Origin of the sequence: Luteolibacter sp. Populi (assembly GCF_040801775.1) — a bacterium.
Taxonomy (GTDB): Bacteria; Verrucomicrobiota; Verrucomicrobiia; order Verrucomicrobiales; family Akkermansiaceae; genus Haloferula.
Genome location: NZ_CP161812.1, coordinates 1,264,045 through 1,285,958, shown reverse-complemented (window position 1 = coordinate 1,285,958; position 21,914 = coordinate 1,264,045). Strand labels below are relative to the sequence as shown.

Here is a 21,914-nt window from a genome sequence, read left to right as displayed (position 1 = left end):
GCGGCATGGCCCTTCCGACAAGGATTCCAAGTGCTCCTATGGTCGTGACAGAGTCCTGATCTCCCGCATAAGTTCTTCCTTGATCCGCATGTAGGGGCGATCCCCGGAGGCCCGCCACGCGATTCGCAATTCATTGTTCCTCTGGACGATCACATAGGTGCCGTGGAGCGGTGACATTCCTCCCGGGAAGCGTCTCACGGCTTTCAAAGCCGCGTGTGCGGACAAATCCTGATCGAACAGATAGGGAAACACGCCTCCCGCTTCTCGGGGTGCGTTGGGCTCGACAAACACAACACGGCACTTCAACTGGTCCAACTCGGTCTTGAAGGCGTCGAATGCGGCCACCTGCGCGGAGCACGCCGGGCAGTCCTTGCTCTCCAGGAGCACGAGGACCACGGATAACGCGTTTCCATCCTTGAACTCCTCCCCCAGAATGAAATCCGTGCCGTCCTGCTTCTTGAGGGTCAGGACGGGCACCTTCCACGGACTGTCCGGCTCATCACGATAATTCAAGTTTACCAGGGAACCGGGTTCATAAGGAGTGTTCACCACTTCCACTCCAGCCATCATCCCCGTGTCTTCATGGTCGAGGATGTGGCAGTGCATCACGAATTTTCCCAGGTAGTCCTTCTGTTGGATCAGGAATCCTCTGTTAGATTCGTCGGTGCCATCCGCGAGCTTTATTGCCCGGAACGTATCTCTCCACACTTTTTCCACCGGGTCGTAGAAAGGGTTCACGTGGATGTGAAACGGGTGACCCGTGTTTTTGAGCACCCATTTCTCCAGACGATTGAGGGGGAGTTGCATCGGTTCGCGTGCCGCTGAATAGGGAAGACCGTTGATGGATGCGGGTGCGCCCGGCGTCAGGGTGAACTCGCGCAGGGTGGCGGCATCCTCCTCACGCGGAGTAGCGGCCGGCTGCCGGAGAGTCGCGTATTTCTGGTTTTCCGGTGGCGTCGCGGCCGCTGCGGGCCCTTTGATCACCTCGATAAGCGCGATCTCCGCCGGGGGGCGGAAGAATGGCTCGTCCAGATCCGCCTCGTTTTCAAATTGAAGGGTTTCGTTAACGGAAAGCTGTCCCTCCTTGAGCATCGTCTCCGCGTTCGCCCTGGACGCCGGATCCATCGCCGCCAAAGCGGCCGCGTTCAACGCTGCGCCGTCCCTGATCACGAAGGTGTTCGGGCCCTTCTCGTCGTAGCTGAATTCGACGAGGACATCGCTTCTGTAACCCGGCTCAAGCTTGATCACCTCGCCTGAAGCACCACTGGTGCGGCGGAAATCCTTCCTCGCCTGGGGGTCCGCCACGGGGATGCCATCGACGGCCACCTCTTGGAAATAATGGATAGGGGCGGGCTTGGGCAGGATGGAACGGAGCGTGTTCAATTGTGAAGAGAAGGCGCGGACGCTCCCTGCTTGCCCGGTGCTCCTCTGCTTCTGGAAATTCCCGAGCTGCTCGGATTCGCTGCCCGCGCCGCCGGGTGGAGAAACCGGGACGATGGTAAAGTTGATCGATTCGTGCACCCCGCCGTGGATCAGCCGAAGGCGGTGAAGGGAATTTGCCTCAAGACGCAGGACGGGAAGACGCTGTCCGTTCACGGTCGTGCGCCAACCGTTCTTCCTGAGATTGGCGTCCACCCAGATATTCCGGCCGAAATGTCCCGGGAAGCTTTCGATTTCATAGACGCCGTTGGCCTCGGGCGCGGGGTTTTTCGTCACAGGAATCTGTTGGAACAGCAACGCATGATCGTTGGCGGGCTTTAGGCCATGGCTCGAAAGGAGGTCATCGAGGTTGTCGGGATTGCTTCCTCCGGTCCCCGGCTTCGCCTTGATGAGAAGTGCTCCTGCCAGCCCGCTTCCCACCTGCATGGAAGTTGAGCCGTGAACATGGGGATGATACCAGAAGGTCCCCGGGATGTGATCCTCGGGAATCGTGACCTCCACCTGATGGATCTCGGACTGCGGTCGTAGCTCCAGTAGCACATTGTCCGAGTTTCCGGACGGGGAGACGTGCAGCCCGTGAAAGTGAATGTTTGTGCGGTTGAAGTCGTGGGGGGTATTCTCGTCGGTGATTTTATGCTCCGTTTCGGGAAGATCATTTTCGAGTTCGAACCTAAGGGTATCGCCCGGGTGGGCAACGATAGTCGGCCCGATGTTCAGGACGTTCTTACGGGGCTTGTTTTCAATGAGGTCTTGTTTTTTCTTGGCGAGCTGCTTCTCGATGGCCGCCCGCTCCGGACCGGTGCTGGCGGCAAGGCTCGCTTCAAGGGTGCGAAGCTCCTGAGCCCCCGCCTTTGAAATCGCGAAATAGGTCCTAAGCCGGACCTTCACTTCTTCCGTTCCCGCGGGCTGGGTGGGATCTTCAGGCGGAGGAAGCGGCTTGTCATACGCAATCGGATTCGCCGGATAGGCGAGGAGCAGCCGTCCCAAGTCGTCGTCCGCAGGGGAAACTTCCGGGGGAGGCTGGCTGGCCTCCAGCTTGCGGGAATTCTTCCGATGCTCTTCAATTCGCTTCAAATCCGAGATGTAGGGTGCCAGATCGATGGATTGCGCCTCGAGCGAACCCGTGACGGCTAGAGCCTGGATGATTGCGATCCGAAGTTTCATGTCGTGAGGTGCCAATAGATATAGGTGGGACAACAAGAGGCCGCGGGCAGGAAAGCGACGAAGGCTTCCGGTATTGGAGCATTGCCGATTGCACGAGATCCGCGTGCTATAAGTCTTCAGGTGATACGGAAGACAAGGGTGTGAGATGGGAGGTTCATCACCCGTTCTTGTTATGACTCCATTCCGAAGATGGGAAGCATAAAACTGGCAACTGGGTTTTTTTTCAAGAAGAGGAGTCGGACGCCAAATCAAATCGCCGGAAGAAATGAATGTCCGGGTCGCATGGCGCTGAATTGAGCAACTTCACCGGGCATCGGATGTCGATCCGTCGCCTCGGCGGCTAGTCGATCTCCAGCCGATACCTCCCCACGCTCGGATCGACCTCGCGGCTCCAGGCGTCGATCCCGCCGCGGAGGGCGAGGGTGTTCTTCATGCCGTGGCCGAGGAACCATGCGCAGGTATCCAGCACGTGCTTGCCGGTGTGGTCGTGGAGGATGATCCGGCGCTGCGGATCGCCGCCGAAGAGCTTCTGTTGGAGTTCCTGCTCCATGAAGACCGCGCCGGGGATGCTCACGGCCTCGTGCTCCTCGCGGGTGCGGGTGTCGAGCAGGAGCGGCGGGGCGGGGGAATCGAGCTCGGCTTTCAGGTCCGCCGGGGAGATCATCATCGACTCGTCGTGGGCGTGGCTGGCCAGGAGATGCTCGCGGACTTCCACGGGATCGATGGGCCCTGAGCGGGCGCAGAGCTCGGCCAGCGACTCGCTGTCCGCGAAGCCGCAGCTCTGGCAGCCGCCGAGGTGATAGCGCGAGAAAAGCGCGCGGCGCGCCCCCGGGAGGGCGGCCATGATTTCGCCCATCGGCGTCTCGGCGGTGATGCTGGCGGGGTCCACGCCGGAGAGGCTAACGGGGGCGGGACAGAAATTCCACTGTTTCAATGAGGCTTTCCGGGCCATGTTCCCCGCGCATGTCTCGACCCATCGATCCGGACGAACCGAAAATCTACCTCCTGCCGAATCTGATGACTGCGGGGAATCTCGCCTGCGGGTTCTTCGCGGTGCTGACGATTTTCAAGGGGATCATGGTGGCGACCAGCGGCAAGGACTACGATTTCAGCAAGGCCCAGCCCTACTACGAGCAGGCGATCATGCTGATCTTCGCGTCCTGCATCTTCGACCTGCTGGACGGCCGCCTGGCCCGCCTGGGCGGCAAGGAATCGCCCTTCGGCCGCGAGTTCGATTCGCTGGCGGACGTGATTTCCTTCGGCATGGCCCCCTCGCTCCTGATGGCGAAGGCGGTGCTCTTCCCGCTGGATGAAAAGATTCCCGGGCTCGGCTGGGGCCTGGCCTGCATCTACGTCCTCTGCGGGGCGATCCGGCTGGCTCGCTTCAATTGTCTGGCGGCCCTGCCGAAGTCGGCCAATGTCGGCTCCGATTTCCGGGGAATCCCGATTCCGATGGCGGCGGGTTTCATTTCCTCGCTGACCTACCTGATTATCTTTTTCAACGAGACCGACCGCGATCTGGGGAACTGGAAGTATGTGCTGGCCGCGGCCATGCTCGGCTTGTCGGTGCTGATGGTCAGCAATGTCCGCTACCCGAGCTTCAAGAAAGTCGGCTGGCGGACCCGCGGCACGCCGCTGGTGATCGTCATCGCGGCGGTGATCGTGATCGCCACGGTGCAGTTCAAATACGTCATGCCTGCGGTGCTTTTCAGCGCCTACCTGCTGTATGGGCTGGTGATAAGACCCTTCCTGCCGGCGAAGGTGCAGAAGGAGATCGAAGACCCGGCGGAGCCGATGGATGAAGCAGAAGCGGAGAATCGGATTGATTAAGGTTTCTTAATCATGTAGGGCGGAGGCTTATGTTTCCTCCGGCATCCCGTTTTCCCCTCCCGCTGCTGGCGGTCCTGCTGCTTTGCCTGGCGGGCATGGCGCAGGCGGCGCGGTTCTCGAGCGTGGTGATCGATGCGGGCCACGGCGGGAAGGACAAGGGCGCGTTTTGGGGCGGGGTCCGGGAGTCGCATCTGACCCTGCAGGTGGCGCAGCGCCTGGAACGGCTTCTCAAAAACAAGGGCGTGAAGACGGCGATGACCCGGCGCAGCGATGTCTTCGTCTCGCTGGGAAGCCGCGTGGGCATCGCGAACCGCCATGCGTCCGCCCTGCTGGTCAGCATCCATTTCAATGCGTGCAGGTCCCGGAGCTACCGCGGGGTGGAGACCTTCTACGGCGGCGCTGCCAGCCGGGCGATCGCGCAGGCGGTCCAGAGCCGTCTGGCCGCGCGGCTGAAGACGAACAACCGCGGCGTGAAGCTGCGGGACTACAAGGTGCTGCGGGAGACCAAGGGCCCGGCGGTGCTGGTCGAGTGCGGGTTCCTCAGCCACTCCGGCGAGCGGGCGCGGTGCAAGACGGGCGCGTACCAGCAGACGGCAGCGCAGGCGATTTGCGACGGGGTGATGGCGGTGAGGTAGGACGGACGAGGAACTTTGCGAACCAAGGGTATATAGTCCCGCCTCCAGACCATGCCTATAAGGATTCACCGGCGTGTCCCCAGAGCGGCAGTCGTGCAGCGACCGTGAAGTGCGCGCAGCCCGCTGCCGCTGTCGGCAGGCAGCCTGCTGCCGTGAAGCACCGGAGAGTTTCGTATCTCACGCTCCGTCCGCGGCCCGCCCCACCCGGTGCTTCGCCTTTGCAGCGCCCCTTGCAGCAGGCTGCCTCGGGACAGCGGCAGCAGGCTGCGCGCACTCCACGGCGGCGAAGCCGCGGAAGGCAAATCCTTAACAGCATTGGCCTGAAGGTGGGACTACATGCCACTGATGGCGGTCGTTAGGGACCTCTCTTGCGCCCCTACCTCACGGACTCATCACACCCTTCTTGGAGGGATGCGCGACGGCATCGATGAGCTTCTGCGCGACATCGGGCCAGGTGAGCTCCTTGGCTTCCTGCAAGGCATCCTGGCGGCGCTTGAGCGGGTGGAAGACCAGCTGGTAAGCGCGCTTCACCGCGGCGCGATCTTCATGGCTGAAGCCGGCGCGCTTCAGTCCGACAGAGTTGAGGCCGGCGAGTTGATTGATGCCGTAGGCGATGCAGTAAGGCGGGACATCCTGGCTGACGGCGGTGAGGCCCTGCACCATCGCGAGGTCGCCGACCTTCACGAACTGGTGGTAGCCGCCGGCCCCGCCGAGGAAGGCCTTGTTCCCCACGTGGACGTGGCCGCCGAGCAGGACGTTGTTCGCCAGGATATTGCCATCGCCGAGCAGGACATCGTGGGCGAGGTGGACGCCGGTCATCAGGAAATTGCCCTCGCCCATCACGGTGTTGCAGCCGGACTTCGAGCCGCGGTGGACGGTCACGTATTCGCGCAGCGTGTTGCGCGGGCCGATCACCACGCCGGAATCGCAGCTCGAGTCGAAGTTCAGATCCTGGGGATCGACGCCGACGACGGCACCCCAGCCGATGCTGCTGCCTTCGCCGACGCTGGTGCGGCCGGAAATCCAGGCATGGCCGCCGATCTTCACGCCGGCGGCGAGCTTCACCGGGCCCTCGATCACCGTGAAGGGGCCGATGCTCACGTCATCGGCGAGTTCGGCTTCCGGCGAGACCTGGGCGCTGGGATGAATGCTGGGCACGGCAGCCTTCTAGCGGCGGCGCGGAAATGCGGCAAGACGCGGAACCGTCTGCGGGGAAGATCGGCGTTGAGTACCGCCGGGGGGCGGGCATGGTCGCCGTTGTGAGGATACACCGGATACTGGCGGAGGGATGCGCGGGGATTTTGCGCGAGGTTTTCGAGGTTGGGCAAGTGCTGGACCGGATTCTGGATCACACGTTCCGGACCAACCCGAAGTGGGGCAAGCGCGACCGCCATTTCGTCGCGGACACGGTTTTCGAGGTGACGCGCTGGCGGCGGGCCCTCGCTTTCGTCGCGCAGGACGACTCGATCGAGTCGCTGTGCGCGGCGCAGTGGAACCGGGCCGGGCTGGAGATTCCGGAATGGTGGTCCTGGCAGGGCTGCCGGGTGCCGGAAATGACGGCGCGCGAGGAATTGTTAGGCTCCGAGCCGCGGGCGATCCTGGAGTCGATGCCGGACTGGCTGGACGCACGCTGTGCGAAGGAATTGGGCGGGGCTTGGGATGCCGAACTGGTGGCGCTGAACCGCCGCGCTCCGGTTTTCCTGAGGGTCAACCGGCTGCGCCTGACGCCGGCTGACGCGATCCGCTGGCTGGAGGAAAACGGCGTGACGGCGGCTCCGGCCGAAGGGGCTCCGGATGCTCTCGTGCTGGCGGAAGGCAAGATGCTGCCGAAGCCGCTGGCGGCGGAAGGCCTGGTGGAAATCCAGGACGCAGGCTCGCAGGCAGTGGTGCCCTTGCTGGAAGTGGAGCCGGGGATGAAGGTGATCGATGCCTGCGCCGGCTCGGGCGGCAAGACCCTCCATCTGGCGGCGCTGATGCAGGACCGCGGCGAGATCCTGGCCATGGATGTGTCCACGGCGAAACTCAGCGAACTGCGGCGTCGCGCGACGCGGGCGGTGACGCGGATCATCCGCACCGAGACCTGGCGGGCCGACTCCTTGAAGCGCTACGCCGGCTGGGCCGACCGGATCCTGATCGATGCCCCTTGCTCGGGGCTCGGGACCTTGCGACGGCAGCCGGATTTGAAATGGCGGCTCAACGACGTGGCGATCGAGAAGACCCGTCGCCTGCAACGCAAGATGCTCGACCACTATACCGAAATGCTGCGCCCGGGCGGGAAGCTGGTGTATGCCACCTGCTCGGTGCTGACCTCCGAGAACGAGGCGCAGATCGCCTCGTTCGCAGAGCGGGACGGGAGATGGCAGGTGGAAGAGAGCCTCCGCATTTCCCCCGCGGCGACCGGTTGGGATGGCTTTTACGCGGCGCGGTTGGCCGGGGTGTAATAAGGAGCAGTGAGGTGTGCTGGATTTCTGGACCAACAAACTCCAGAATCCATGTCCATGAATCCCAAGCCACGCAGGCAATATACCGAGGAATTCAAAGCCCAGGCCGTCGCGCTTGCCGACACCGGCCGGTCCGTCACCGAGATCGCCCGCGAACTCTGCATGAGCGCCAACCTCCTCCATGGCTGGAGACAGGCGGCAAGGCGCGCGCAGGGCGGCAGCGAAGGCCCGCGAGCCGCAGGCGAGGGGGACGCAGCGGACGACCTGCGCGCGTTGCGCCGCGAGCTCGCCCGCCTGCGCCAGGAAAATGACATTTTAAAAAAGGCCGCGGTCATCCTCGGGACCAGTCCCCGGCCGGACTCCGCGCCATGATCGGGGAAATCCACCGCGCCACCGGCCACGGCATCCGCCGGATCTGCGAGGTCCTCGAGCTGCCCCGCAGCAGCTACTACCACGCCGCCGCACCCACCCCCTCCAAACGCTCGGACAAAGCGGCCGGCGATGCGATTGAAGAAATCTTCAAGAGCCACCGGCGGCGCTACGGCCACCGCCGCATCTGGCACGAGCTTGCCGGGCGCGGCATCACCTGTGCGCCCGCCCGGGTCCGCAGGCTCATGGCCGAGCGCGGCCTCAAGGCCATCCAGCCCAAGACCTTCGTGCCGAAGACCAGCGACGGCCGGGCCGACAAACCCTCGCCCAACCTCATCGCGGGAAAGGAGCTGCCCGACCGGCCGGACCAAGTCTGGGCGGGCGACATCACCTTCATTCCCACCGCCTCCGGATGGCTTTACCTCGCGGTGGTCATCGACCTCTGCACGCGCCGCATCACCGGCTGGTCGCTGGCCCGCCACATGCGCGCCGGGCTCGTTGCCGATGCTCTCGCCCAAGGACTCGGCTCGCGTCGTCCGGCCCCGGGCCTGATCTTCCATAGCGACCGCGGCAGCCAGTACGGAAGCTGCGAATATCGCGCCATGCTCTCCCGGGCCGGCATCTGCCAGAGCATGTCGGCACGGGCCAACCCCTACCACAACGCGTGGAGCGAATCGTTCATGGCCACCCTCAAGAAGGAGATGCTGCAGGGAGGCTGCTTCATTGACGGACAGGACGCCCGGACCGAAATCTTCAGTTTCATCGAGGGCTACTACAACACCCATCGCAGGCACTCCTCGCTCGGCTACCGATCCCCGGCCCGGTTCGAGGCCGAACTCATTCCGTCCAACTAACCAACAACCGGTCCAAAAATCCGTTGCATCTCACAGGGACCTTATTGTCCCTGGCACAGGACCCGCGCACCGGACCGGCGCACAGCGACAATAAGGTCGCTGCTCCTTACAGGCCCGCCAGTCCGACCTGCTCCGGTGGCGAGCGCTTGCCGCGCGTCACCTTCACCGGCGTCCCGACCTTCACCACCTCATAAAGCTGCGGGACAAAATCCTTCGGCAGGCGGATACAGCCGTGCGAAGCAGCCTCGCCGGGAATGGGGATTTCCCCGGCGTGCAGGCCGATGCCGTAGGAAGTGATGCGCATCCAGTAGCGCATCGGGGCCGGGTGGTAGAAGTTACCTTCGGGGACCGGCGTGGTCGGCTTGGCGTCGCCGTTGGTGACCTTCCCGGTGGCATCAGCGATCCAGCCGTAGCGGTTGGATTCCTTGAGCTCCATCTTCTCGGTCACTGTGTAGTTGCCCGGCTTGGTCGAGTGGCCTTCCTTGCCGGTGGAGACGTAGGACCAGCCGATCGGGCGCTCGCCGCGCTTGTAGGTGGCCACTTGGCGGCCGAGGTCGATCTCGACGGAAAGCTCGCCCGGACCACCGTCATCGTGCCAATCGTGCATGACTTGGCTCGCCTTCGGCGGAATCCGCGGCTGGAACGAGCAGGAGGAAAGGAAAGCGGCGGCGAGGGCGAGACTGAGAATTCTCATGCTGGGAGGCAGGAACGCCGCCGAGCATATCCTTAAGGAGGACTGATTTTCCAGACTTTTTCGACCAAGGCGTAGCCGGCGGGGTCGAATTCACGGAGTTCGGCACGGTCGAAGGGCTGGAAGTCGTTTTTGCCGAAGTAGGCCTCACTGCATTCGGCGAAGTATTCCATGGCATTGCTGAGGGCGTAGTGGCGCTTTTCGGTGCCGCCCGCGTAGCGGACCATGGCATACTTGCCACCCGCCTCCGCCCGTTTGAAACCGGCGAGGATCTCCGGGTTTTCGTAGCCCTGTGGCAGGACCCGGTGATGCCAGGCGTGGGACAGTTCGTGGAGGATCATCAGCGGTTGGGTGGGGGACCAGTCGATGAAGTTATCGATATTCTGGAGTTCGATGGAGCGGGCCATTTCCACCACCCGACCGTTATCCTTCAGCCAATCTGCCGAAGGATGATAACAGGCTCCCCGGGAAGCGTCGCGGCTCAACCAGATTGGAACTGCCTTAAGTTCCGGGAGGGCGGCGGCAGGCACAAGGGCTTCGACATCGGCGAGCTTGCGATCCAAAAGGTCGAGAGCGGCCTGGCGGCGGGGATGGTCGGCGAGGGACTTCTCGATGCGGACGTTCCATCCTTGGACGGCCTGAGGTTCGGAATAATCGGCAGCGCTTAAAACGGCATCTGCGAATGCTACCGGGCAACCGAAGAGCGCCGCGACAAAGAAAAGGGTGGGGACTCGAAGCATCCGTTCGAAACGAGAATCCTAGGCTGACGCTTTCATCAGAAACGAAATGCAAACGATGGAGATTTCACTTCAAGCGGTTTGGGAAATGGAAATTTGAGGTCGAATCTTTCTATTTCATTATCAATGTGAAATTAAATGCAATAATCTAATATTAAAAGCGTATTGTCTGAACGAAATACATGTTTAGGAAGCTGATTGAATCGATTGATTAAATCATCCGAATGGAGGCGGAGCGTAATTTCCACCGCCAAAGATTGACCGCCGCCCCGCCTGAACGGAGCATCGCTCCATGATTCGAAACAGCGCCCTCGTCTTGGCATTCGGTTTGGCGGCATCGCTCTCCTGCTCTGCGGAAGACCGGCCTTGGGTGAAGCTTTTCAACGGCCGGAATCTCGACGGCTGGACCCCCAAGGTGACGGGGCATCCCGCGGGCGAAAATCCTTTCAATACCTTCCGGGTCGAGGATGGGATTCTGAAAGTTTCCTACGACGCCTACGGTAAGTTCAGCGGTCAATACGGCCATCTCTATTCGAATCTAGCCTATTCGCATTATATCCTGCGGATGGAATACCGCTTCGATGGCAAAATGATGGCGGATGCGCCCAGCTATGTGAACTTGAATAGCGGCGTCATGTATCATTCACAACCGCCTCAGAGCTTGGGCTTGAAACAATCGTTTCCGGTTAGCTTGGAGTTCCAATTTCTTGCCGATGAGGGCAAGGGCGAGCGCCCGACCGGGAACGTCTGCACGCCGGGTACCAATCTGGAAATCGAGGGCAAGCTGGTCACCCAGCACATTGTGGAATCGACCGCTCCGACCTTCCCGGCGGAGGAATGGGTGAAGATCGAGCTGGAGGTTCACGGCAACAAGGAGGTGATCCACCGCGTGAACGGCAAGGAGGTGCTGCGCTACCAGCGCCCGCAGCTCGACCCCGAGGGGCGGATCGAGGCGACCAAGGAACTCTACGCGGCGGGGGCTGAGGAGTCCTTGAGCTTCGGCAACATCGCGCTCCAGGCGGAAGGGCAGGGGGTCTGGTTCCGGAATATCGAGCTGAAGCCGCTGGACGAAACGCCGTAGCCATCGGTGCGGTTGAACGCGCCAGCGCCCGGGACCGCGGAGGCTCTGCCCCGCAGAACGGTCCCCAGAAGCGCTACCCATCGCGCGGCGTTAGTGGAAAGCGCCGTCGCCCGGCTGCCGACCTGTGCGTGCCCACTGCACCCAGGGACCGTTCTGCGGGCCCGGTGGCTCCGCGCTCCCAGGGGAAGAGCCGTCCTTACAGCGGGCATTTGCCCTAGGTTCTCACCTGGCCTCGGCGGCCAACGGCCCCCGTACCTCTACGGGGTTTGGCAGATTGTGGCGCTCCTACATTTCCATTGAATGACAACACTCCCTAATCTCCTCGGCTTCCCATGTCCTGCACCCGATCCTCCATCCTCGCCCTTGCCTCCCTGATCACCCCGGTCGCGATGCTGCGCGCGCAGACGGTCAGCTACTCCCCGAACCAGAACAACGCGAACTCCTACGACACCGCGGGGGCTAACCTGAATTTGCAGACAGCGGGCAATTCCTCCTACCACTCCACGCAGAGCGGCGTGATCTACGGCAGCGGCCGTGTGACCAAGCAGGCCCAAGGCGCGCTCCATCTCACTGCCCTGAATACCTATACCGGCGGGACGACCATCGCGGGTGGCCATCTCTATCTCGATGGCGTCAGCGCCACGGGCACCGGCACCATCCGCGGCAATGTTTCGTTGAATGGGGCGGCCACCGAACTCCACCTGAGCACCGTCAATGCGCTCGGCTATGAAACCGGCCAGAAGGTGGACCGGATCACCGTCAACCTTGCCAATGTCTTCACCACCGCGCCCGGCGACCAAGGCTGGGGGATCAACTACACGCTGACCGGTGATTGTGTGCTGAGCTCCAACAACGGGCACCACGACCCCGCTGCCAGCAATCCCGCTGCAGCCTCCCGTTTCTCCTTCGGCGGACCCGCAGGGGGCAATACCTCCATGATGGTCAGCGGCGGCCAGCCGGGTTCGATCTCGAGGCTCTACGGACGTGTCGATCTCCGCGCGGACAATGGCAACCCTGCGGTCCTTTTCGACGTCGGGGGACTGGATAGCCCGACGCAGGGGGCAAAGCTGGAGGGCTGGGCTTCATTCACCGGGGACGCGGGCCTCACCAAGATCGGCATCGGCACCCTGAACCTGAACGCGATCAATACCTACACGGGCACGACCACGGTTAACCAAGGCGTCATCAACGTGAACAGCGCCGGGGCCAACGGGATCGGCGGGATCCGCTCGCCGCTCGTGATCAACGGCGGCACGGTCAATCTGAACGCGGCGAACTCGCTGGGCTATGCCCCCGGCGAGAAAGTGGATGCGATCACCGTGAACAACGGCCTTCTCGCCACCACTGCTCCCGCCGACCAGGGCTGGGGAATCGCCTACACGCTGAACGGCGGGGAGATCCGCTCGAACGGCGGCATTCCCGATCCGAACAATCCGAACAAGTTCGCCTTCGGCAACTTCACGACCGTCACCGTAGGGGCCGGCACCTCGCCCCGGATCTCCGGGGGTGTCACTCTCCGCAACGACATCAACCCGGACACCGACATCACCGTGGGCGCCAATGGCAACTTGCGCCTCGATGCGGTCCTGACCGGGGGCGGCGGCATCAAGAAATACGGGCCGGGGACGCTGACCCTTACCGCTTCCAATAGCTACACCGGGACCACCACCGTCTCCGAGGGCACCCTGGTGGCAAACGGCTCCAGTCTTCCCGGGAACGTGGTGAACAACAGCGCCGTGGTCTTCCAGTCCGGGGGCACCTGTCCCGGGGTTATCTCCGGCAGCGGCACGCTTCAGAAGACCGGGGCCGGGACGGTCGTGCTCTCCGGGGCCAATGCCTACGCCGGAGGCACCACCTTGAGCGGCGGCTTCATTTCCATGGCTTCCGATACCCATCTCGGAGCGGCCAATACCTCGCTGACTTTCGCCGGTGGCGGCTTGACGACCACGGCGGACTACACGCTCTCCCGACCCATTGTCGCGAATGGCGCCGTGTATCTCAGCCCGACCGCCGGCACCCTGACCCTGGGAAGCGTCATCGCCAGCTCTGCCGGTGTGGAGAAGACCGGGGCCGGCACGCTCGCGATCAACTCGATCCAAACCTACGGCGGAGTCACCTCGGTTCACGCAGGTCGATTGGTTCTCGGCGGAGGATCGGGGGGCACCGGTGCGATTCGTGGCGCGCTCACGGTATACTATGGCGCGACTGCTGAGATCTCTTCCGCGGCTGCCTTGGGGCAAACGACGGGCGAGAAGGTCACTAGCGTCCACCTGAGCGGTGGCAACCTGGTCAATTCCAGCAGCGGCGGGATCGGCGTGGGCGTTCCCATTGTCATTTCCGGAACCCATCAGACCTCGACCATCACCGGTCATCTCGATCTCCGGCCGGGCTCGTCGTTCGACGTGGCCCCGAATGCCACCCTCAATGTAAGCGGTCCGCTTGGCTCCGGGAGCGGCACTCCCGGACTGCTCAAGAAAGGCCTCGGGACCATGGTCCTCGCCGGGCAGAATACCTATGCCGGCTCGACCATCGTCGAAAACGGCACGCTGCAGGTGGTGAACCCGCAAGGGACGCACTACCGGGCCATCCGCTCGGGATTAACCGGCGGCGCTTATCTCGAGTTCCGGGGGAACACCGCGGTCAACCATCCCGGCGGGACCGCCCAGTCTTTCTACGCCAACAATTTCGGCTTCATCAATTTCGCCGAAAGCGCCTCCGCAGGATCCGCCAGCTACGAGGCGGATTCGAACGCCGGGATCAACTTCAACAACTCGGCCACCGCCGCCTCGGGGTCCTTCCAGATTGGATCCGGCTCGAACATCACCTTCTACGATACCTCCAGTGCGGGCTCCGCCACCATCACCGCGCGCTCCGGCAGCGAGCTTGGCTTTATCGTGGGCACCACCGGCAGCGGCGCGAAGGTGATTGCACAGGCGGGGAGTACCGTCAGAATTGTGGGTGCCGGTAGCGTCGGGATCGGCTCGCTCTCCGGCGATGGAATATTGCAACTCGATACGGCTGCGGTCTCTTGGGGAGCCCTCGGCTTCGAAGATGTTTTCTCCGGCATCATCCAGAACAGCGGCTCGCTGGTGAAGGTCGGCAGCGGGACGCTCACCCTCTCCAACAGCAACAGCTACACCGGCGGCACCACGATCCGCGGCGGGCTGATCCACTTCGGCACGCCCGCGAACTTCGGCACCGGAAGCATCGTCATCAACGGCGGCGGCCTGCGCTGGGCGGAAGGAAACACGCTCGATATCTCCCCGCGCCTCGGCGCTTTCGGAAGCGAAGGCGCGACCTTCGACACCAACGGCAACCCGGTCTCGCTCGCCGCCGTCCTCAGCGGCAGCGGTGGCCTGACCAAGACCGGTGCCGGTGTCCTCGATCTCACCGCGGTCAATACCTTCTCCGGTGGCACCGTGATCCGGGGCGGCTTCATCAAGATTTCCACGCCGGGGAGCTTCGGCAGCGGCACGATCACGCTGGATGGCGGCGGCTTGCTTTGGGCGGAGGGGAATACAGCGGATCCTTCTCCGCTGTTCTTACCCATTGGAGCAGGCGGCGGCATCCTCGATACCAATGGCAACAGCATCACCCTCGGTGCCGCGATCGGCGGCAGCGGCCTGATCACCAAGGCTGGCGCGGGTGATCTCACGCTCAACGGCGGCAACAGCTACACCGGCGGCATCCATGTCCTCGAAGGCAATCTCACCGGCAACTCCGCGAGCCTCCGCAGCAATATCGACCTGCCGACCACGCTGACTTTCCAGCAGGATTTCGACGATACCTTCACCGGTTCCATCAGCGGCACCGGCAAGGTCGTGAAGAGCGGGACCGGCACGCTCGCCTTCGTGACTCCCAATACCTACGCCGGTGGCACCACCATCGCCGGCGGCGCGATTGAGATCGCCTCGGCGGCTTGCCTGGGCAGCGGGGGCATCACCTTTGCAGGCGGCGGGCTCCGCTGGTCGGTCGGGAGCACCGCCGACCCTTCGGCCCGCTTCAATCCCTTTCCCGCGCTGTTGACCTCGTTCGATACCAACGGCAATGACGTCACCTTCGCATCCGCGGTCAGCGGCGGCGGCTTCGAAAAGAAGGGGGAGGGGACCCTCACCCTGGCCGGCCATGTGACCGCCAATCTCTGGGCCACGAAGGGCGAGCTGGCCATTGCCGCCGGAGGACAGCTCGAGAACGACCAGTTCGAATTCATCGACAGTACCGCCCGCATTGAAGGGGGAGAGGTATCGACCGAATATGCCTACTTCGGCAGCGGCCAGCCAGGTTCCGGCGTGATCGAGTCGGGCAGCTTGAATGTGGGCACCGATCTTCATGTCGGTTTCTTCTCTCCCGGCGGGCAACTCACACTGAATGGCGGAACGGTCACCAGCAATACCGCCTACATCGGCTCCGCCGGGAACGGTACCCTGACCATCAGCGGAGGCAGCTTCAACAATACCGGGTTCTTCAACATCGGCTGGGGCGGCTCCGGCACCCTCCAAATGAGCGGCGGAACCTTGCAAACCGGCCATGTGCAGATCGCGGCTACGCCGGGTGGCATCTCCACGGTGAATCTCTCCGGGGGAACATGGACGTCAGACGCTGGGTTGAATCTCAGCAATGCGACCTTCAATCTGACGGATAGCGGTGCTCTCAACCTGGGAAGCAGCGACTTCTTCTTCAACTCGTCCGCCGTGCTCAATCTGGGCACCGGCGGAACCGCCGGTGCATTCCACGCCCGGAAGATCCATGGCAGCGGTGGCGTCGTCACCGTGAACTTCAACCATAGCGGCAGCTACACCTTCGCGACACCCTTCACCGGCCACCTGAATATCACCAAGCTCGGCAGCGGCATCACCCGGCTCACGGGCGCGAGCGAACATTACGGCGCAACCCGCGTCCAAGCCGGCACGCTGCTGGTCGACGGTTCGCTTGCCAAACCCGTCGCTGACCCCGCCGTGACCGTTGACTCCTCTGCGACCCTGGGAGGTTCCGGCCTGATTGAAGGTGCCACCACCTTGCAAGGCGGCGCGCATCTTTCTCCGGGAAGCGAAGTGGGAACGCTCACCTTCTCCGGTGGCCTGAGCTTGGCTGCCGGCACGATCATCGACCTGCAAATCGGGGCCGCCCGGGATCTCGTACAGGGTCTCCGGCGGCGTCCTCTCCGGCCCGGCTTCCGGGACGATCACACTCAACCTGGGCAGCACCCCCGGATTCTTCAGCGGGACCTTCACGCTCATCGACGCCACCGGGGCGGAGCTTTCCAATCTCAGCGCGGACTCCTTCACGCTTGGCACCACGATCCCCGGCTACACCTATCTCCTCTCGCAGACCGGAAACCTGATCCAGCTCACCGCCACCGCCACGGACCCCTACGCGGAGTGGAGCAGCGTCATCGCCGATCCCGGGCAGCGCGGCCGCGAGTCGGATCCGGACGGCGATGGTTTCACCAACCTCGAGGAGTACCTCTTCGGCACCTCGCCGGTCCTTTCCACCGGCCCGCTGGTGGCAAGCGAGGGAACGCCCGAAGGCCTGCTCATCCGCTGGCTGCAGCGGATCTCGGGCGCGACCTATCAGCTTGAGGAAAGCGCCACCCTGGCCAATCCATGGGTCGCGAGCAGCCTGACCGTTAACGAGGGTGACCCGGGTGGTGTCGTCACCGGCTACACGCGCAAGCAAGTGCTCGCCCCCTTTGAAGAGGGGTGGAAATTCTTCCGCATCCAGGGCGCGGAGAACTGAGAGGCTGTCTCGATGCCAATGCCTTTAAGGATTCGCCTTCCGCGCTCCACCGCCGTGGACTGCGCGCAGCCTGCTGCCGCTGTCCCGATGCAGCCTGCTGCAAGGGGCGCTGCAAAGGCGAAGCACGGGGTGTGGCGAGCCGCGGACGGAGCGTGGAATACGGAACTCTCCGGTGCTTCACGGCAGCAGGCTGCCTGCCCACAGCGGCAGCAGGCTGCCGCACTCCACGGTCGCTACGCGACTTTCGTTCCGGGGACTTGGCGGTGAGTGATGCTTTTCCGGTGCTTCGCCTTCCGCGGCACCGCCGCCGTGGACTGCGCGCAGCTTGCTGCCGCTGTCCCGATGCAGCCTGCTGCGAGGGGCGCTGCAAAGGCGAAGGACTAGGGTGTGGCGAGCCGCGGACGGAGCACGGCCGTCCCCAGCAGCGATTGCGACGATCATTCGGCGCTCTTCAGGCAATCCGTGAGAACGAGCATCCGCTTGGGCGCGTCCTTGATGTCCTTCATGTCGATGTTCAGGGCGAAGGGAAGGGACGCGCCGTTCCGTTCCACCCAGCCGACGATCCAGCCGATATTCGGCTCGGTGGCGGTGCACCAGCCGGTCTTGTAGTGGATCACGGCATCCTCCGCGGTCTCGGTGGAGACGATCTCGCGGACCTGGCGCATGATGTCCTTTTTCAGCGGCAGTTCGTCGGCGAGCAGGCGGCGGATGAACCCGATCTGCTCCATGGCCGAGATCTTGAGCGGCCCGTCCAGCCAGAAGCGGTCGATGACCCCCTTGGTGTCCACATTGCCGTAGCCGAGCGACTTCACGCCCGCGGCCATCCGCCCGGGACCGATGCGGCGGGCGAGTTCCTGGAAGACGGGGACCGAGGAAACCTTGATCGCGTCACGCAAGGAGAGATCCTTTTCCCATTCCGGCATCATCTGCGGTTTGCCGCCGTAGGGCAGGACCTCGTCGAGGCTCTTCACCGCCCCGCTTTCCAAGCCGATCAGGGCATTCGCGATCTTGAAGGTGGAAGCGGGGATGAACCTTTCCTTCGCCCGGTCAGGATTCCACGCGAGGATCTCCTTCGCCTGCGGATCGAGGATCACGACGGTGCCGGTGAGGCCGCGGGACGCGAAATGCGTGCCGAAGGCGGGGACTTCGCGGACCGGCGTCTCCGCTCCTGCTTTTGCGATGAGGAGGCAGGCCATGGCCAGGCGGAGGATCCGTTTCATCCGGCTCTGCTAGGCGCGGATCCGCGGTCGCGCAAGCCCGGCCGCGGATTTGCATTTCCCGCCGGTCGCGGCCCGGTCAGCCTCCGGCATGGCCCGGCCGAAGCCCGCGATCGTCTTCATCTTCATCACCCTGTTCCTCGATATCTTCGGCATCGGGGTGATCGTGCCGGTGCTGCCGAAGCTGGTGGAGCAATTGCAGGGCGGCGATGTCCAGAAGGCGGCCCATGCCGTGGGCTGGCTGGGCGCGCTTTATGCGCTGATGCAGTTCATCTTCTCGCCGGTGCTCGGTAGCTTGTCGGATCGTTTCGGGCGGCGGCCGGTGATCCTGGCGTCCTTGTTCGGATCGGGCCTCGACTATCTCGTGCTGTATTGGGCCCCGACGATCGGCTGGCTCTATCTGGCGCGGATCGTTTCGGGGATCACGGCGGCGAACTTCTCCGCCGCGAGTGCCTACATCGCCGATGTGACACCGCCGGAGAAGCGGGCGGCAGGCTTCGGGCTCATCGGCGCGGCCTTCGGGCTGGGCTTCATCGCCGGGCCGGCGGTGGGCGGGCTGTTAGGGGAACACGGGCTGCGGACGCCCTTCCTGGTCTCCGCGGGGATCACGCTGCTGAATTGGCTCTACGGCTACTTCGTGCTGCCGGAATCCCTGGCCAAGGAGAACCGCCGCGCCTTCACGTGGGAAAGCGCGCATCCGATCAAGGCGCTCACGGCCCTGGCGCGCTGGCCGGTGGTGCTGGGGCTGTCCGGGACCCACTTCCTCACGATGCTGGCGGGCAATATCTATCCGGCGCTGTGGGTGCTCTACACCGGCACGCGCTACGGCTGGGATAGCAAACAGGTGGGCTGGTCGCTGGCCCTCGTGGGGCTGACGGCGGCCATCGTGCAGGGCGGCTTGGCGGGAAAGGTGCTCAAGAAGATCGGCGAGCGCCGCGGGGTCTACGCGGGCTTGCTGGCGATGGCGACGGCGATGCTCTGCTACGGCTTGGCCCCGCAGGGCTGGATGATCTACGGGATCATCCTGATCGGGTCGCTGGCAGGGATCGGATCGCCCGCGGTCCAGGCGCTGATCTCGAAGGCCGTGCCGTCGGACGAGCAAGGCGCGGTGCAAGGGGCTCTCAACAGCATCACCAGCATCGCCGGGATTCTCGCGCCGCTGCTGTGGACCGGGCTGTTCTCGTGGTCGATCGCCAAGGAGCGGACGACCCACATCCCCGGACTGCCCTTCTTCGGCGCGGCGATCGTCTCGCTGCTGGCGGCGGGCTTTGCTTGGAAGGCACTGCGCGGGCATTCGTCGAGCCCGGCTTGATCGGGCGATGCTCCAATTCTAGGATCGGCCATGGATGCACGGTCGGAGAAGGAGAAGATGCTGGCGGGGGACCTCTACGTGGCCTTCGGCGAGGAGTTGTTCGGCGAGCGGCAGCGGGCGAAGGCGCTGTGCCGGCGCTTCAATGCGACGACCGAGGAGGAGATGTTAGAGCGGGAGTCCGTGCTCCGCCAGTTGCTGGGAAGCTGCGGGCTCAATCCCTTCGTCGAGCCGACCTTCCGCTGCGACTACGGCTACAACATCCACATCGGCGACAACTTCTACGCGAACTACGACCTGATCATCCTCGACGTATGCGAGGTGCGGATCGGCCACAATTGCTTCATCGCGCCGCGGGTCTCGATCTTCACCGCCGGCCATCCGCTCGATGCTCCCACGCGGATCAGCGGCCTGGAATTCGGCAAGCCGGTCACGATCGGCGACAATGTCTGGATCGGCGGCCACGCGGTGATCAATCCGGGCGTGACGATCGGCAACAACGTGGTGATCGCGGCAGGTGCGGTGGTGACCAAGGATGTGCCGGATGACGTGGTGGTCGCAGGGGTGCCGGCGAAGGTGATCCGTCAGTTGGGAGTCGCGTAGACGAATCGTTCCGGCGCGCCCAAGGAGATTCTTCCTGAATCCGATGCCTTCTCCGATCCATAAGCCCCCTTACCCCCATGCGGCCTTTGAAAAGCAGCGTGAGGAATGAGGGGGCATCGCCCAGGACCGTATTGACCGCCCGGTCCATCTTTTTAAAGGCGGGGTGTAATCCGTCCGTGCTGTTGCAATGGTGCCGGAGCTTGGAACCACCCGGGAGCCGCAAGAAAAGGGCTGCCGGACCGGAGGGGCGAAAGAGCCCGTCGGGACTTCCAAGGATTAGCAGAAACGGACGGTTTCGTCGATGCCGAAGCGCTCGGGCGGGGATTTTTAAAGGCTCTCCGTCAGATTTGCTGATGGATCACGATACGTGTGCCCAAGAGGGCGGCACAGCCGCTTTGGAGTGCGGCGGGCATCGCCGCTTTCGTGCGATGCCAGGCGGAGATCGCCGTATTGAATTCGCCTCTGCGCCGCCCCGTGACGGAACGGTTGACGGGATTGCCAGGGGGGACGAAGGGATGGATTCGTGACGGCGTTCTCCGGCACGCCGCGCAGGAAAGCGGCGATGCCCGCCGCACTCCAAAGCGGCTGCGCCGCAAAGGGGGGGCATCGATCCGCATAGGGAGCTTCCTCGAAGGGGCACTAGCAAAGAAGCAGGCGGCTGTCGCCGAACCGGTTCATCAAGCACCGATGAAGGAACGGAAACCCGAAGGCGGCGCTTACTCACCCGTATCCGGATAGGACCCCAGCAGCTTCACCATCGAGCAGTGCTTCTCCAGTTCGTCGATGCCGTTGCGGACGACGGGGTCGTCGCAGTGGCCGGAGAGGTCGACGTAGAAGATGTATTCCCAGTCCTTGCGCTTGGAGGGGCGGGATTCGATCTTCGACATGTTGATCTCGAATTGATCGAAGGCCTGGAGGGCGCGGACGAGCGAGCCGGGGCGGTCGTGGATGGCGAAGAGCATCGAGGTGCGGTCTTTGCCGGTGGGCGGGCAGGTCTTCTCCCCGATCACGAGGAAGCGCGTGGTATTGGTGGCGCGGTCCTGGATCGATTCCTCATGCACGGTGAGGCCGTAGATCTCGGCACCGAGGGGACTGCCGATGGCGGCGGCACCTTGCCCGGCATTCTCCTTCGCGAGCTGGGCGGCGCGGGTGGTGGAGGAGACCTCGACGAGGTCGGCCTCGGGGAAGTTCTTCAAGATCCAGCCGCGGCATTGGGCGAGGGCCTGCGGGTGGGAATAGAGGGTCTTGATCTGATCGCGCGGGATGGCGGCCATCAGGCAGTTCTCGATCCGCAGCAGGATCTGCGCGCAGATCTGGAGCGGGGAATCGACGAAGAGATCGAGGGTGTGAGAGACGGCGCCTTCGGTCGAATTCTCGATCGGCACGACGCCGTAATCGGCGCGGCGGCGGGCAACCTGGTCGAAGACCTCGGAGAAGTTGTGCAGCGGGGTGTAGGCGACGGAGTGGCCGAACTTCTTGATCGCGGCCTGATGGGTCCACGACCCTTCGGGGCCGAGGTAGGCGATCTTGAGGTCGTCCTCCAAAGCGAGCGCCGCGGACATGATCTCGCGGTAGATGGCGCGGATCGACTTCTCCGGCAGGCGGCCCTTGTTCCGGTCGATCAGGCGGCGGAGCAGGGCTTCCTCACGCTCCGGCGCGTAGATTTGGAGGCCGTCGCGCTTCTTCACCTCGCCGACGTTGTGGACGAGATCGGCGCGGTCGGAAAGGAGGTCGAGAAGCTTGCCGTCGATTTCGTCGATCTGCTTGCGGATGTCGTCGAGATTCATAGGTGAATGACGAATTCGGA

Annotated in this window: 17 protein-coding genes; 10 read left to right on the top strand and 7 right to left on the bottom strand. The window is 63.6% G+C overall.

The window, feature by feature from the left end:
- Window positions 1–36 precede the first annotated feature (36 nt).
- Both ABWK72_RS05010 and ABWK72_RS05005 read right to left on the bottom strand, forming a co-directional pair.
- Window positions 37–2,604, bottom strand: a complete 2,568-nt coding sequence (locus ABWK72_RS05010; RefSeq protein ID WP_367873690.1) for a multicopper oxidase domain-containing protein — start codon at window positions 2,602–2,604, stop codon at window positions 37–39.
- 340 nt (window positions 2,605–2,944) lie between these two features.
- Window positions 2,945–3,493 (bottom strand): rhodanese-like domain-containing protein, encoded by a 549-nt coding sequence (locus tag ABWK72_RS05005; RefSeq protein WP_367873688.1) that lies wholly within the window; start codon window positions 3,491–3,493, stop codon window positions 2,945–2,947.
- A gap of 74 nt (window positions 3,494–3,567) precedes the next feature.
- On the opposite strand from ABWK72_RS05005, the gene pssA reads away from it, so the two are divergent.
- Together pssA and ABWK72_RS04995 are read left to right on the top strand one after the other, a co-directional pair.
- Window positions 3,568–4,434: a CDP-diacylglycerol--serine O-phosphatidyltransferase gene (gene pssA / locus ABWK72_RS05000; RefSeq protein ID WP_367873687.1), complete on the top strand. Its 867-nt coding sequence runs from the start codon at window positions 3,568–3,570 to the stop codon at window positions 4,432–4,434.
- Window positions 4,435–4,463: 29 nt separating this feature from the next.
- Window positions 4,464–5,069: an N-acetylmuramoyl-L-alanine amidase gene (locus ABWK72_RS04995; protein WP_367873686.1), complete on the top strand. Its 606-nt coding sequence runs from the start codon at window positions 4,464–4,466 to the stop codon at window positions 5,067–5,069.
- 381 nt (window positions 5,070–5,450) lie between these two features.
- Here ABWK72_RS04995 and lpxA read toward each other — a convergent pair whose 3' ends face one another.
- Entirely contained in the window at window positions 5,451–6,227 is a 777-nt protein-coding gene (lpxA, locus tag ABWK72_RS04990; RefSeq protein ID WP_367873685.1) for an acyl-ACP--UDP-N-acetylglucosamine O-acyltransferase, read from the bottom strand.
- A gap of 170 nt (window positions 6,228–6,397) precedes the next feature.
- Between lpxA and ABWK72_RS04985 the strand changes: the two genes are divergently transcribed.
- The 3 genes from ABWK72_RS04985 to ABWK72_RS04975 are packed head-to-tail and all read left to right on the top strand — an operon-like array spanning window position 6,398 to window position 8,733.
- Window positions 6,398–7,510, top strand: coding sequence for an RsmB/NOP family class I SAM-dependent RNA methyltransferase (locus ABWK72_RS04985; protein WP_367873684.1), 1,113 nt, complete (start codon window positions 6,398–6,400; stop codon window positions 7,508–7,510).
- Between the two features lie 57 nt (window positions 7,511–7,567).
- On the top strand, window positions 7,568–7,882 hold the full coding sequence (locus ABWK72_RS04980; RefSeq protein ID WP_367871810.1) for a transposase: 315 nt from the start codon (window positions 7,568–7,570) through the stop codon (window positions 7,880–7,882).
- Window positions 7,879–8,733 (top strand): IS3 family transposase, encoded by an 855-nt coding sequence (locus ABWK72_RS04975; RefSeq protein WP_367872265.1) that lies wholly within the window; start codon window positions 7,879–7,881, stop codon window positions 8,731–8,733. The genes ABWK72_RS04980 and ABWK72_RS04975 overlap by 4 nt, the downstream gene beginning before the upstream one ends.
- 106 nt (window positions 8,734–8,839) lie before the next feature.
- Here ABWK72_RS04975 and ABWK72_RS04970 read toward each other — a convergent pair whose 3' ends face one another.
- Together ABWK72_RS04970 and ABWK72_RS04965 are read right to left on the bottom strand one after the other, a co-directional pair.
- Window positions 8,840–9,427 (bottom strand): L,D-transpeptidase, encoded by a 588-nt coding sequence (locus ABWK72_RS04970; RefSeq protein ID WP_367873683.1) that lies wholly within the window; start codon window positions 9,425–9,427, stop codon window positions 8,840–8,842.
- Between the two features lie 32 nt (window positions 9,428–9,459).
- Window positions 9,460–10,164, bottom strand: a complete 705-nt coding sequence (locus ABWK72_RS04965; protein WP_367873682.1) for a hypothetical protein — start codon at window positions 10,162–10,164, stop codon at window positions 9,460–9,462.
- 289 nt (window positions 10,165–10,453) lie between these two features.
- On the opposite strand from ABWK72_RS04965, the gene ABWK72_RS04960 reads away from it, so the two are divergent.
- From ABWK72_RS04960 to ABWK72_RS04950, 3 genes are all read left to right on the top strand, one after another.
- Window positions 10,454–11,242, top strand: coding sequence for a DUF1080 domain-containing protein (locus ABWK72_RS04960; protein ID WP_367873681.1), 789 nt, complete (start codon window positions 10,454–10,456; stop codon window positions 11,240–11,242).
- Between the two features lie 332 nt (window positions 11,243–11,574).
- Window positions 11,575–16,821 carry a beta strand repeat-containing protein gene (locus tag ABWK72_RS04955; protein ID WP_367873680.1) on the top strand — a complete coding sequence of 1,749 codons (5,247 nt, stop codon included), beginning with the start codon at window positions 11,575–11,577 and terminating at the stop codon, window positions 16,819–16,821.
- Window positions 16,745–16,978, top strand: coding sequence for a hypothetical protein (locus tag ABWK72_RS04950; protein WP_367873679.1), 234 nt, complete (start codon window positions 16,745–16,747; stop codon window positions 16,976–16,978). The genes ABWK72_RS04955 and ABWK72_RS04950 overlap by 77 nt, the downstream gene beginning before the upstream one ends.
- Window positions 16,979–17,415: 437 nt before the next feature.
- On the opposite strand, the gene blaOXA is transcribed toward ABWK72_RS04950, so the two are convergent.
- Window positions 17,416–18,198 (bottom strand): class D beta-lactamase, encoded by a 783-nt coding sequence (blaOXA, locus tag ABWK72_RS04945; RefSeq protein WP_367873678.1) that lies wholly within the window; start codon window positions 18,196–18,198, stop codon window positions 17,416–17,418.
- An 88-nt stretch (window positions 18,199–18,286) separates the two neighbouring features.
- On the opposite strand from blaOXA, the gene ABWK72_RS04940 reads away from it, so the two are divergent.
- Together ABWK72_RS04940 and ABWK72_RS04935 are read left to right on the top strand one after the other, a co-directional pair.
- Window positions 18,287–19,507 carry a TCR/Tet family MFS transporter gene (locus tag ABWK72_RS04940; protein ID WP_367873677.1) on the top strand — a complete coding sequence of 407 codons (1,221 nt, stop codon included), beginning with the start codon at window positions 18,287–18,289 and terminating at the stop codon, window positions 19,505–19,507.
- A gap of 30 nt (window positions 19,508–19,537) precedes the next feature.
- The gene (locus ABWK72_RS04935) at window positions 19,538–20,107 is read left to right on the top strand and encodes a sugar O-acetyltransferase (protein ID WP_367873675.1); all 570 of its coding nucleotides are present in this window, start codon (window positions 19,538–19,540) and stop codon (window positions 20,105–20,107) included.
- A gap of 716 nt (window positions 20,108–20,823) precedes the next feature.
- Here the strand turns inward: ABWK72_RS04935 and pheA are convergent.
- Window positions 20,824–21,894, bottom strand: a complete 1,071-nt coding sequence (pheA, locus tag ABWK72_RS04930) for a prephenate dehydratase (RefSeq protein WP_367873673.1) — start codon at window positions 21,892–21,894, stop codon at window positions 20,824–20,826.
- Between the last annotated feature and the right edge of the window lie 20 nt (window positions 21,895–21,914).

Coding starts and splice junctions, on each gene's coding strand:
- ABWK72_RS04935 (WP_367873675.1), top strand. CDS start 19,538: ATGGATGCACGGTCGGAGAAGGAGAAGATGCTGGCGGGGGACCTCTAC.
- ABWK72_RS04940 (WP_367873677.1), top strand. CDS start 18,287: ATGGCCCGGCCGAAGCCCGCGATCGTCTTCATCTTCATCACCCTGTTC.
- ABWK72_RS04965 (WP_367873682.1), bottom strand. CDS start 10,164: ATGCTTCGAGTCCCCACCCTTTTCTTTGTCGCGGCGCTCTTCGGTTGC.
- ABWK72_RS05010 (WP_367873690.1), bottom strand. CDS start 2,604: ATGAAACTTCGGATCGCAATCATCCAGGCTCTAGCCGTCACGGGTTCG.
- ABWK72_RS04970 (WP_367873683.1), bottom strand. CDS start 9,427: ATGAGAATTCTCAGTCTCGCCCTCGCCGCCGCTTTCCTTTCCTCCTGC.
- ABWK72_RS04995 (WP_367873686.1), top strand. CDS start 4,464: ATGTTTCCTCCGGCATCCCGTTTTCCCCTCCCGCTGCTGGCGGTCCTG.
- ABWK72_RS04975 (WP_367872265.1), top strand. CDS start 7,879: ATGATCGGGGAAATCCACCGCGCCACCGGCCACGGCATCCGCCGGATC.
- blaOXA (WP_367873678.1), bottom strand. CDS start 18,198: ATGAAACGGATCCTCCGCCTGGCCATGGCCTGCCTCCTCATCGCAAAA.
- pheA (WP_367873673.1), bottom strand. CDS start 21,894: ATGAATCTCGACGACATCCGCAAGCAGATCGACGAAATCGACGGCAAG.
- ABWK72_RS04955 (WP_367873680.1), top strand. CDS start 11,575: ATGTCCTGCACCCGATCCTCCATCCTCGCCCTTGCCTCCCTGATCACC.
- ABWK72_RS04960 (WP_367873681.1), top strand. CDS start 10,454: ATGATTCGAAACAGCGCCCTCGTCTTGGCATTCGGTTTGGCGGCATCG.
- ABWK72_RS04980 (WP_367871810.1), top strand. CDS start 7,568: ATGAATCCCAAGCCACGCAGGCAATATACCGAGGAATTCAAAGCCCAG.
- pssA (WP_367873687.1), top strand. CDS start 3,568: ATGTCTCGACCCATCGATCCGGACGAACCGAAAATCTACCTCCTGCCG.